8 protein-coding genes are annotated in these 11,942 nt (G+C 68.7%); 7 read left to right on the top strand and 1 reads right to left on the bottom strand.

Annotated elements, in window-relative coordinates; translation table 11 throughout:
* Positions 1-215: 215 nt before the first annotated feature.
* Both ACFU8Q_RS32770 and ACFU8Q_RS32765 read left to right on the top strand, forming a co-directional pair.
* Complete coding sequence (locus tag ACFU8Q_RS32770) at positions 216-1,115, top strand: S1 family peptidase (RefSeq protein WP_384461112.1); 900 nt, start codon at positions 216-218, stop codon at positions 1,113-1,115.
* Positions 1,116-1,326: 211 nt separating this feature from the next.
* Entirely contained in the window at positions 1,327-1,803 is a 477-nt protein-coding gene (locus ACFU8Q_RS32765) for a hypothetical protein (RefSeq protein ID WP_384461109.1), read from the top strand.
* A gap of 66 nt (positions 1,804-1,869) precedes the next feature.
* Here the strand turns inward: ACFU8Q_RS32765 and ACFU8Q_RS32760 are convergent, their stop codons facing one another.
* Positions 1,870-2,766: a DUF4231 domain-containing protein gene (locus tag ACFU8Q_RS32760; RefSeq protein ID WP_384461106.1), complete on the bottom strand. Its 897-nt coding sequence runs from the start codon at positions 2,764-2,766 to the stop codon at positions 1,870-1,872.
* 266 nt (positions 2,767-3,032) lie between these two features.
* Between ACFU8Q_RS32760 and ACFU8Q_RS32755 the strand changes: the two genes are divergently transcribed.
* The 5 genes from ACFU8Q_RS32755 to fxsT all read left to right on the top strand — a co-directional run bounded on the left by ACFU8Q_RS32755 (position 3,033) and on the right by fxsT (position 11,913).
* Positions 3,033-3,749 carry a hypothetical protein gene (locus tag ACFU8Q_RS32755; RefSeq protein ID WP_384461103.1) on the top strand — a complete coding sequence of 239 codons (717 nt, stop codon included), beginning with the start codon at positions 3,033-3,035 and terminating at the stop codon, positions 3,747-3,749.
* Positions 3,750-3,992: 243 nt separating this feature from the next.
* Positions 3,993-4,160: an FXSXX-COOH protein gene (locus ACFU8Q_RS32750; protein WP_384461100.1), complete on the top strand. Its 168-nt coding sequence runs from the start codon at positions 3,993-3,995 to the stop codon at positions 4,158-4,160.
* A gap of 30 nt (positions 4,161-4,190) precedes the next feature.
* On the top strand, positions 4,191-6,425 hold the full coding sequence (gene fxsBH / locus ACFU8Q_RS32745; RefSeq protein ID WP_384461097.1) for a radical SAM/SPASM protein FxsBH, inactivated beta-hydroxylase extension form: 2,235 nt from the start codon (positions 4,191-4,193) through the stop codon (positions 6,423-6,425).
* Between the two features lie 210 nt (positions 6,426-6,635).
* Positions 6,636-7,991, top strand: coding sequence for an FxsC protein (gene fsxC, locus ACFU8Q_RS32740; RefSeq protein WP_384461115.1), 1,356 nt, complete (start codon positions 6,636-6,638; stop codon positions 7,989-7,991).
* Entirely contained in the window at positions 7,975-11,913 is a 3,939-nt protein-coding gene (fxsT, locus tag ACFU8Q_RS32735) for an FxSxx-COOH system tetratricopeptide repeat protein (RefSeq protein WP_384461094.1), read from the top strand. The genes fsxC and fxsT overlap by 17 nt, the downstream gene beginning before the upstream one ends.
* Positions 11,914-11,942: the final 29 nt, after the last annotated feature.

Here is an 11,942-nt window from a genome sequence, read left to right as displayed (position 1 = left end):
CCCATGTGCTGCCGGGGCCGCCCCCATGAGCCCGACAAGTTCAGGCCAGAAGGCCCTCTTGCGCCACAAGTTGACGCCTTGAATACTCCCGATCAGCGCTTGTCAGGAGCACGGCATTCCGGAACGCAGGCATGCCGCCGTGCGAACGACTGCGCCTCACGGGTCCGACCACCCCACGGGCGGACCCCCGAATTCCTTTCGGGAGGAATGACAAAGTGAGGATCAAGCGCACCACCCCCCTCAGCGGCACCGCAAGACGCAGCAGGGCTGTCGCCATCGCCGCAGGCCTGGTCGCCGTCGCCGCGCTCGCCGTCCCCACGGCCCAAGCCGACACCGCCACCACGTTCAGTGCCAAACAGCTCTCCGCCGCGAGCGACGCCGTGCTCGGCGCCGATGTTGCGGGGACCGCCTGGAGCATCGACCCGGCGACCAACACCCTCGTCGTCACCGCGGACAGTACGGTCACGCAGGCCGAGATCAAGCAGATCAAGCAGTCCGTCGGAGCCAACGCCGGCGCCGTGCGGATCGAGCGCACCGCCGGAAAGCTCAGCAAACTGCTCTCCGGCGGCGACGCGATCTACGCCCCCGGCTGGCGCTGCTCCCTCGGCTTCAACGTCCATAGCGGCAGCACCTACTACTTCCTGACCGCCGGTCACTGCACCGACGGCAACCCGCCCTGGTACACCAACTCCTCGAACACGACCAAGATCGGCCCGACGGTTGGATCCAGCTTCCCGACCAATGACTACGGCCTGGTGCGGTACGACAACACCTCGCTCGCCCACCCGGGCACGGTCGGCAGCGTCACCATCACCGGAGCGGCCAACGCCACGGTCGGCATGTCCGTCACCCGCCGCGGTTCCACCACCGGCGTCCACGGCGGCAGCGTCACGGGCCTCAACGCCACGGTCAACTACGGCAACGGGGACATCGTCTACGGCATGATCAAGACCAACGTGTGCGCGGAGCCCGGCGACTCCGGCGGTCCGCTCTACTCCGGCTCGAAGGCGGTCGGTCTCACCTCGGGCGGCAGTGGCAACTGCAGCTCCGGTGGCACCACGTACTTCCAGCCGGTCACCGAGGCACTGAGCGCGTACGGGGTCACCCTGAACTGACGCTCCAACACCCCGGTCCGACCTTGGAACACGCGGTCGACCGAGACGGAGTCCCCGCCCGAATGCTGGGCGGGGACTCCCGCTCACCCCACGGCTTTTGAGAGAATGTGGGGCAGGTCGGTCAAGCAGGAGCAAACGGGGGCGGATGCTGTGCCTCCCGGAGGGATGCCCTCCGGGGACCCCCGCAGACACCTCAGGGGGTTCCAGGTCCGTGAAACGCATCGGAGTGACCGGCCATCGCAGCATTCCGGAAGAGGCCCATGCCCATGTGCTGGCCGGGTTACAGGCGGCCCTCCGCGGCTTCGAAGGCTCCCTCGAGGCCCTCTCCAGCCTGGCGGTGGGAGCGGACCAGCTCTTCGCCGATCTGGCTCTGGCCCACGGCGCGGATCTGACCGTGGTCATCCCCAGCAGCGACTACGAATCCAGTTTCGCCGACGCGACCGAACTCGCCCGCTACCAGGCCCTCAAGAACCGGGCGGTCCGCGAGATCCTGCTGGACTACCCGCACTCCACCGACGAGGCGTACTACGCGGCGGGCGCGTACATCGCCGACCACTGCGACCGGCTGCTCGCCGTATGGGACGGAAAGCCGGCCCGTGGTTTCGGCGGCACGGGCGACATCGTGACGTACGCCCGCAACCTGGGCCGCCCGGTGACCGTGATCTGGCGCGAGGGCGTGGAGCGCTGAGCCGACCGGTTCACGTGGCCGTTCGTGCCCGACCGGACGAACCGGCGTCAGGAATGTGATGAGCCATCACATCTGGTGCCGGGCAAGCCAGTCGGTGTGCTGCGGGGAGACGATGCGTTCGGTCTCGAAGACCGCTCGCGGCCACTGCTGCTCCGTCAGTGTGGTCTCCATCGCCACCTGCATCGACTCCAGATCCTGCTCCACCAGCGAGTGCGCCGAAATCAGCGGGTGGTGCCGGCGCATCTCGCTCCACGCCAGACAGGCCGCCGCGGCGGCCGACAGCACCCCGGTCAGGGCGAAGGACTGGGTGACGGAGAACGTCCTCATCAGCGCGAACACCAGGGCGAGCGCCGTCAGAACGGCAATGGTGGTCGACCAGGCCAGGGTGGCCCGCCGGGACACCTCCTGGCGTCTGCGGTACCAACTGCGCTGCTCGATCAGGCGGTCCCGTACGTACGTCTCCTTGCGTACGGTGAACGCCTTGTTCCGCAGCTCGCGCATGGAGTCCGTGATCAGCCCGCCCGAATCCGCGGTCAGGTCGCGGGGGTCGGCCCACCCCACCTTGCGGAGCTCCTGAAGACCCTCTTCGAGGCGGTTCGCGAACATCGCCTCCGGGTGCTGGACCCGGGTGTCGAAAGGCGAGCCGTGCACCGAATAGCGCCAGCACATCGACTTGATGAACTCCGCTGCGGACCGGTTGAGTTGCCACTGCGACTTTGCTTTGCGACGGGCGGTGAGATATGTCGTGATCAGGACACCCGTATAGGCCAATACACCGATGGCATCGGCGAGTTGAAGCCTACCGGCCACCTCCGCGTGCCAGGGCACCGCAGCCGGTATCGCGCCCGTGACCAGCAGGATCAGCTGGACGCGGGTGGTGTTCACGGCCTCCCGCTGGCTCGCGATGGCGATCGCGTCCGTGTGGTGGAAGAGCTCCGGCAGATCAGCGTTCCTGAAAACCATGCTCTGGAGCGGTCCGGGAATCGCCATGTTCACCCCCGTCTGCGGTTATGGGCATGCTCGTTCGGTGAGTTGGATGGGGTGCATGAGCGTAGAGGTGCGCCGTCGGGCACGGCAATGGACCTGGGGCGTCAACGGCGCTTTTCGGTCCCCGGGAAGGCCCCCTCGTGCGATCCCGGACAGTATGGCAGTGTGGTTCAACTGACCATGTGGTGAGGCGGGTTGCCTTCCGGCATGCGCCTCGCGACCAACTGACGGGGGGACCGGGGATGAGTGAGGCATACGGCGAGAACGCGGATCCGCTGGCCGCCGCTCAACGAAGGATCCGTCGAAGTCCTCTGCTGTTCACCACGCCGCTCGTGCTCCTCGGCCTGCTGACCGCGTTGCTCGTCTGGGAGGCGATCCGGGCCAACGTGACGGCCGGGGCGCGGACCGAGTGGCCGTGGCGTCTGCAGCTGATGGACGGGCAGGTGCTGGGGAGTCTGCTGGCGGTCTCGGCGGGTGCCGTACTCGCCCGGGCGCAGTACGCCCGCACGGTCAGGCCGTACCTGGGCTGGCGGGCCGCCTGGACGAAGGGACTGCTGACGACGGAAGCGCCTGCGTGGCGCGTCGGAATACTCAACGGCGGCCAGCACATGGCCGTGATCGAATCATGGGACACCAGAGTGGTCATGCGCGGCGCGGACGACTCCGCCGACGCGCGGTGGAGCAGCGTGTCCGGCACCGTGGCCGAGCTGACCGAGGCCGGATTCGCCGTCGGGGAGGACTTCCGGCTCATCGGGTTCGGCGCAGGGTTCCCCCTGGTAGGAGCCGTAGGAGGCCATGACACGGTGCTGATGGGCGCGTTCTCCGAGTCCTTTGCCCAACGGGTCCAGTCACTCTACGTGCGTGTCAGGGTTACGGATGTCGTGGGTGACACCCACGAGCGGACCATCGACTGCATGAAGGGCGTATGGACCGACAAGGCCGCCCCGGCGGCCGACTGACACCCTCCGCGGCGTGGGCCGCCCGTGCTGTCGCGGGGCGGCACGGGTGGGGCCGGCTTCCTCCTCAACGACCTGCCCCAGTTGTATTTCCCCTGATACCTGTGCGGCGTGATGATCCGTTCGGACGGGAAGAGCAGGCACCAACCAGTTCAGGGGGGTAAAGTCGTGCCGCCGGGCACTGTGGTCGTACAGAAACTGGCTGCTTTTCTCCATGATCCGGAAGACTCCCCCTCAAGGACGGCCATGAAGATCTCTGAATCCCCTCGCTCCTTCGCTGTCGCGAAGATGGGCTCGGTGCCGCTCGCCAAGATCGACACCCGCACCGCAGAAGCCACCAGGAAGCTTGGCCGGGTGTTTTCGGCCTCGACCGATCGCCACACCCAGGCGTCGACCTTCAGTTCTGCGCTCTGATTCGCGTTGCATGCTGGCTAGACTGAGGGAATGACAGGACCCCTGGTCCCATTCCGCGAAATTGTGCTCAAAGTGCACAGCAGGTGCGATCTTGCCTGCGATCATTGCTACGTCTACGAACATGCAGATCAGAGTTGGCGTACCCGCCCCAAAGCAATCTCTGACGACGTCATCTTCCGGACAGCTCAGCGCCTGGCCGAGCATGCCACAACGCATGCGTTGCCCTCCGTGTCAGTGATCCTGCACGGAGGGGAGCCTCTACTGGCGGGCCCCACCCGACTGCGGCGCGTCTGCGAAGAGCTCACCTCCGCCTTCGAAGGCATCGCGGAGCTCGACCTCCGTATCCACACCAACGGACTCCAGCTCAGCCCGCGATATCTCGACCTCTTCGACGAATTCGGCGTCAGGGTCGGCATCTCCCTCGACGGCGACCGGGCCGCCAACGACCGCCACCGCCGCTACGCCGACGGACGCAGCAGCCACCCGCTGGTCCTCAAGGCCGTCGAGCTGCTCCGGCAGGAGCGTTACCGCCATCTCTATCTCGGGCTCCTGTGCACCGTCGACATCGAGAACGACCCGCGCGCGGTTCTCGACGCGCTGGCCGAGCTCGACCCGCCGCTCATCGACTTCCTGCTCCCGCATGCCACCTGGGACGACCCACCGCCCCGCCCGGACGGGTCCCCCACCGCCTACGCCGACTGGCTTCTCGCGGTCTTCGACCACTGGCAGGAGCGGGGACGCCCGGTGCCGGTGCGGCTCTTCTCCTCGGTGCTGTCCACGCTGAGCGGCGGCCCCAGCCTCACCGAGTCCCTGGGGCTCGCCCCCACCGACCTCGTCGTCGTCGAGACCGATGGACAGCTGGAGCAGGTCGACTCGCTCAAGAGCGCCTACGAGGGCGCGGCGGCCACCGGATTCGATGTCTTCACCCACGCTTTCGACGAGGTCGCGGCCCACCCCGGGGTGCGGGCCCGCCAGCTCGGGCTGGCCGGCGTCAGCGAGACCTGCCGGCAGTGCCCCGTCGTGCGTTCGTGCGGGGGTGGCCTGTACACCCACCGGTACCGCTCCACGGGGCCCTCCGACGCATTCGACAACCCGTCCGTGTACTGCGCCGATCTGGCCGCCCTGGTGCGCGGCATCGAGGCGCGTACGGCGGCGGCCCTCGTCTCGCCCGCGGTGACCGAGCCCGTCGAACTGGTCGCCGCCCAGCAGGACCTCACCCGCACCCTGCTCGCCCTGCTCAACGTCGACATCGGACAGCACGGCGGCGAGCAGTGGGCGGCCGCCTGGGAGCTGGCCGCCGCCATCGAGGCGTCCGAGGAGGGAGCCCGCGGCCTGAACGAGGTGCTGGCGCACCCGTACGCCCGCACCTGGCTGCTCGACGCGATGGAACGGGTCCACGAGCGGACCGGGGCCGTGCAGGTGACGCGCCGGATGTCGGCGTACCTCGCGGCCGCCGTCGTACGGACCGGCCTGGATCTGCCCGTACGGGTGTCCTTTTCGGGCGGCCGAATCTTCCTCCCCGGCCTCGGCGAGTTGCGGATCGCGGACGCGGGGGAGGACGGCACGGCGCTCCTGCATGCCACCGAGGACGGCTTCCGCGTCCGGCGGGAAGGCGGCGACGCGGCCGAGCGCCGCATCGTACGGCCGGAGGCGGCCGGTCCCGGCTGGTGGCCGTTGCGCCGGATCCCGACGCCCGGTTCGGTGGCCGGCCTCGTGCTCGACGACCTCGACCCGTACCGCGACTGCTTCTCCCTGCCCGCCGCGGACGCGCTCGACGACCGGGCCACTGCCGACCTGGCGGCCAGGATCGGCGAGGCCTGGACGCTCATCGAGGCGAAGGAGCCCGGGCGCACCGAGGAGATGGCCGGCCGTCTTACCACCCTCACCCCGCTGACCGGCCTGGCCCCGGCGGAACCCGCCGTCGGGCGGCACGGATACGGCGCGCTGGGGATTTCCCCGGACGGCAGTTCCGAGGAACTGGCGATCGCTCTGCTGCGTGGTTTCCGGCGGGCCGAATTGCGGGCACTCCGGGATGTCACGGATCTTTACGCGGCGGACGGCTCCTGGGAACATCGGATGCCCTGGCAGGAAGAACCAGTTCCGTTTTCCCGGTTGCTGGCCGACACCTATGAGCGGATGGCGTTGGGGGCTTTCGACCCGCGCTGTCTGGAGGGCGTACCGCAGGCCCTCGACGCTTTGGAAGGTGCCGCCGAACTGACCATCGGTGGGAAACGGCTGCTGGATCGGATGCGGAAAGAGATCTGAGGATCGCATTCCGGTTCGGCCGGGGCTGTCCGTACGCACAGGACAACTGGGAGGAACAGACGCAGAACCGATTCGATCAAGGAATGATCGACGGAACCCGGGAACGTATGACTGAAAAATGGCGTTGAATGACCGAACGCCATGGGGGTGGAGCAACGTCCGCTCCGGAATGATGAATTCGCTCGCATTCACATCACTCCTCGGGTGCGGGTGCTCACACAGGACGGGGGTCGTGTGCACGCAACAACGCAGCAGCGAGCGGCGGACCATCGGCCGTACTTCTTCTTGAGCTATGCGCATACACCGGGGTACGGCGGTGGAACGGACCCCGACATGTGGGTCGAGCGGCTCTTCCAGGATCTCTGCGGCCATGTGATGGCCCTGACCGATCTCCCCGCGGGCGCGCCCGCGGGGTTCATCGACCGCGAGATACGCTCCGGCGAGGGCTGGTCGGAACGGCTCGGTGAGGCGCTCGCCACCTGCCGGGTGTTCGTCCCGCTGTTCTCGCCGCGCTACTTCGCCAGTGAGATGTGCGGCAAGGAGTGGTACGCCTTCGCCCAGCGCGCCATCCACCACCGGGCCCTCTCCAACCAGAGCGCCGAGGCGATCGTCCCGGCGCTCTGGGTACCCGTACCACCGAGCCAGCTTCCGGGACCGGCCGAGCGATTACAGTTCAACCACCGCGACTTCGGGGACCGTTACGTCAGTGACGGGCTCTACGGCCTGATCAAACTCAAGCTCTTCGAGGAGGAGTACGAGCGCGCGGTGTACGAACTCGCCAAGCGCATCGTCACAGTCGCCGACACCATAAGACTCGGCACCGGCCGCCCCGTCGACTACCGGCTGGCCCCCAGTGCCTTCGGCCCGCCGGACAGCTCAGTGGGCGGGCCCCGCCCCATGCAGGTGACCATCGCCGCCCCCACGCGCCACGACCTGCCCGAGGGACGCAACTCCGAGTACTACGGCGACAATCCGCAGGACTGGAACCCCTACCACCCGGCCGCCGCCCGCCCCCTGGCCTATGTCGCCCAGGACCTGGTGCGTTCCCTCAACTACCAGGTCACCGTCTCCTCCTTCGACGAGGAGTCCGGGCACCCGGAGGGCAAACAGCCCCCCAGCAGACCGGAGATCCTGCTCGTCGACCGCTGGGCCCTGCAGGACGAGGAGCGACGCAGGCGGCTCGCCGCCTTCGACGCCGAGAACCGCCCCTGGGTGACCATGGTCGTGCCGTGGAACCGCGAGGATCCCGAAAGCAGGTCTTCCGAGGCCGAGTTGACCGAGAAACTCGAACAGACCATGCCGACCAAGATGCGTCAGGGGCGGGCCTACTGCCGCGTCGCCGCCAAGGGCGTACCCAGCATGGACGCCTTCGGGCGGATCCTGCCGCAGGTGGTCGAAGTAGCGGCGCAGCAGTACTTGAGACATGCGGCGGTCTACCCCCCCGCCACCGGCGGCGGACACACCGAACGGACACGGTTGATGGGGCCGATGGCGCAGATGAACGACATCCCCGAGACACACCACCCTGCGACGGATGCGGAGGACACGGATGACGGCCAGTCGTGACGGGCGCATCGTCACCTTCTACTCGTACAAGGGCGGCACCGGGCGCACCATGGCCCTGGCCAACACCGCCTGGATACTCGCGGCCAACGGAAAACGGGTACTGGCCGTCGACTGGGACCTGGAGGCACCGGGGCTCCACCGGTTCTTCCACCCGTTCCTGGACCCCTCGACACTCGGTGCCACCACCGGCGTCATCGATCTGATCACCGAGTACGCCTGGGCCGCGACCAGCCCCGTGCAGCGCGCCGACGACTGGCACCGCGACTACGCCCGCATCCAGCCGCACGCCGTTTCGCTCACACCCGAGGCGCTCGGCTGGGAGTTCCCGCACGGCGGGACCCTCGACTTCGTCTCCGCCGGCCGGCAGAACCGCGAATACTCCGCGACCGTCTCCACCTTCGACTGGGACAACTTCTACGACCGGCTCGGCGGCGGCCATTTCTTCGACGCCCTGCGCGACGACATGAAGGCCAACTACGACTACGTCCTGATCGACAGCCGGACCGGCCTCAGCGACATCGCCGACATCTGCACCGTCCACCTGCCCGACGTCCTCGTCGACTGCTTCACCCTCAGCGACCAGTCGATCGACGGCGCCGCCTCCGTCGCCCGGCAGATCTCCGAGCGCTACACCGGCCGCCCCATCTCCATCTTCCCCGTCCCGATGCGCATCGACGAGGGCGAGAAGGAGAAGGCCGATGCCGGACGGGCACTGGCCCGGCTGAAGTTCGACCGGCTGCCGCGCGATCTGTCCGGCGACGAACTCACCGCGTACTGGGGCGCGGTGGAGATTCCGTACCGCCCCTACTACGCCTACGAGGAGACCCTCGCCACCTTCGGCGACGAGGCCGGTCTCACCAACTCGCTGCTCTCCGCCTTCGAGCGGCTGACCTCCGTCATCACCGACCAGGAGATCACCTCGATGCCGCCGGTCGGCGAAGAGGTGAGGCTGCGCATCCGTGACGCGTTCACCCGGCGCAGGCCCGCGCTGCCCGCCGATCTCTTCCTCAGCTACGTGGCCGAGAACCGGATGTGGGCCGACTGGATCGAGTCCGTGCTCACCCGGGCCGGGTTCCGTGTCGTACCGCGCGACGTCTCCGCGGAGCGGGAGACCACGGAACCGGCGGAGATCACCACCGAGAACGCGACCCGCACCGTGGTGCTGCTCTCCAGCGCCTACCTCAAGTCGCAGCGCGCGGTGAACCTCTGGGACCGGGCCGTGGCGGAGGACCCCGGCGGCGGCCGGCGCCATCTGCTACCGCTCAGGGTCGGTGACGTACGGCTGTCCGCGCCCTACATCGACCGCAACCCCGTCGACCTCTTCCGGCTCGACGAGGTGCACGCCACCGCCGCGCTGCTGCGCGCCCTGGACCGGCCCGTACAGCTCACCGACGCCGTGTCGCCCGGGCCGCGCTTCCCCGGCACCGTCCCCAGGATCTGGAACGCGCCGCCGCGCAACCCCGGCTTCACCGGCCGTTCCATGGTCCTGGAGCGGATGCGCGACCAGCTCGGCGGCGGCATGGCCGTCGTGCTGCCGCAGCCGCAGGCCCTGTACGGACTCGGCGGCGTCGGCAAGACCCAGGTCGCGCTGGAGTACGTGCACCGCTTCATGGCCGACTACGACCTGGTCTGGTGGATCTCGTCCGAGCAGACCGACGACGTGGTGGCCGCGCTCGCCGAGCTCGCCGTCCGGCTGGGCGCCCAGGGCGGCGACGACATGGCGGCCGCGTCCCAGGAGGCCGTGGACCTGCTGCGGCGCGGCGTGCCCTCGGACCGCTGGCTGCTGGTCTTCGACAACGCCGACGACCCCGAGCGGCTCAGACGCTACTTCCCGCAGGGCGGCTCCGGCCACATCCTGGTCACCTCCCGGAACCAGGCCTGGTCCCAGCACGGCGACGCGCTGCCCGTCGACGTCTTCCTGCGTGAGGAATCCATCGAACACCTGCAGCGCCGGGCCCCGGGGCTGAGCGAGGAGGACGCCGCCCAGGTGGCGACCGCGGTCGGTGACCTGCCGCTCGCCGTCGAACAGGCGGCGGCCTGGATCGCGGAGACCGCCACCCCGATCGCCACCTATCTGGAACAGCTGGCGCAGCAGGCCCCCGAGGTCCTGGCGCTCAACCAGCCGGCCGGCTATCCGGAGCCGGTCGCCGCGACCTGGAACATCTCGATCGAGCGGCTGAAGGAGCGCTCGCCCGCCGCGGTGCGGCTGCTCCAGCTCTGTGCCTTCTTCGCGCCCGAGCCGATCTCGGGGAATCTCCTCTACAGCAAGGAGATGATCGACGCGCTGAAGCCGTACGACGCCTCGCTCCAGGAGAAGCTGGTGCTGGGCCGGGTCATCCGGGAGATCGGCCGGTTCGCCCTCGCCAAGGTCGACCAGGTCTCCAACTCCATCCAGGTGCACCGGCTCGTCCAGGCCGTCATCCGGGCACAGCTCAGCGAGCAGGAGCAGCAGGACGCGCGGCACGCTGTTCACCGCATCCTGGCGGGCGCCCGGCCCGACGACGAGAACGAGCCGATCGACAACCCCGCGAGCTGGCCGCAGTTCGCCACGATCTGGCCGCACCTCGGCCCGTCCGACGCCCGCAACTGCAAGGAGCCCGAGGCCCGCAGGCTGCTGATCGACCGGATCCGTTATCTGTGGAAGCGAGGTGACTTCAGGACCGCCGCCGCTCTCGGCGAGGAGCTGCGTGCCCTGTGGAAGGAGACGCTGGGGGAGCGGGACATCCAGTACCTCTACCTCTGTTTCCACCTCGCCAACGTCTACCGTTCGCGCGGCCGTTACGTGGAGGCGCGGGAGCTCGACGAGATCACCCTGGCGATGCAGCAGGAGGTCCTGGGCCCGGAGCATCCGCACACGTACATGAGTACCAGCAGCCTGGCGACCGACCTCGGCACGCTCGGCGAGTACACCAGGGCGATCGAGCTGGCGACGGAGGCGACCGACGGCTTCAACCAGATCTTCCACGACGCACACCCGAGAACCCTGGCGGCGGCCAACAACCTGGCGTTCACCCTGCGGTCCATCGGGCAGTACGCCAGGGCCAGGGAGATCGACCAGGACGTCTTCGACAAACGGGTCGAGGTGCTCGGCGCGGAGCACCCGTACAGCCTCTCCTCGGCCATGAACCTGGCCCGCGACCTGCGGGACGTCGGGCGGTACGAGGACGCGGTCAGCATCCTCAGCCGCACGTACGACAGTTACAAGGCAACGCTCGGCCGGGCCTTCCCCGGCACGCTGAGCGCGGCGAAGAGCCTGGCGGTGTCGCTGCGCCGGGCGGGCAGACTGGAGGACGCCCGCAGGCTCACGGTGGCCACCCGTGGCAGGTACCGGGCCAAGTACACCGCCGCCAACCCGGAGTCGCTGGCCTGTGACCTCAACATGGCGGCCGACCTTTACGCGGCGGGCGAGACCGCCGAGGCCAGGAACGCCGCGCAGGAGGTCGTCGACCAGTACATGAAGGTGCCGGGGGAGAAGCACCCGTACACCCTGGCCGCGCTGAACAACCTCGGCGTCTACCAGTTGGGGGCCGGCGAGGTGGAGGAGTCGGAGCGGGTGCTGACCCGGGTCCTCGCGTCGATGCGGGAGGTGTACGGGCCGGAGCACCCCAACACCCTGTTCTGCGTCATGAATCTGGCCAATGCGACAGCCGAGACGGGCAACCTCGACATCGTGCTGGAGACCGAACAGAAGGTGGCCGGACAGCTCAGGCGCGTCCTCGGGGCGCACCACCCGGAGACGCTGGCCATGATGTCGAACATGGCGGTCACGCTCGACGCGATGGGGCGCAAGGACGAGGCGATGCGGCTGCGGGCGGAAACAGCCGAGGAGCTGTCCCGGCAGCTCGGCGATGACCATCCGATGAGCCGGATCGCCCGGGACGCGCGCCGGTTCGAGCGCGAACTGGAACCGATGGCGGTATGAGCCGGGGGAGCGTCCGGCCGCCGCCGGAC

It is taken from the genome of Streptomyces sp. NPDC057543, from assembly GCF_042801895.1.
Lineage (GTDB): Bacteria > Actinomycetota > Actinomycetes > Streptomycetales > Streptomycetaceae > Streptomyces.
This window is presented reverse-complemented; position numbering and strand designations above follow the sequence as displayed.

Excerpts from the sequence above, each read along its gene's own strand:
- ACFU8Q_RS32760 (WP_384461106.1), bottom strand. The coding sequence starts at position 2,766 with ATGGTTTTCAGGAACGCTGATCTGCCGGAGCTCTTCCACCACACGGAC.
- ACFU8Q_RS32755 (WP_384461103.1), top strand. The coding sequence starts at position 3,033 with ATGAGTGAGGCATACGGCGAGAACGCGGATCCGCTGGCCGCCGCTCAA.
- ACFU8Q_RS32750 (WP_384461100.1), top strand. The coding sequence starts at position 3,993 with ATGAAGATCTCTGAATCCCCTCGCTCCTTCGCTGTCGCGAAGATGGGC.
- fxsBH (WP_384461097.1), top strand. The coding sequence starts at position 4,191 with ATGACAGGACCCCTGGTCCCATTCCGCGAAATTGTGCTCAAAGTGCAC.
- fxsT (WP_384461094.1), top strand. The coding sequence starts at position 7,975 with ATGACGGCCAGTCGTGACGGGCGCATCGTCACCTTCTACTCGTACAAG.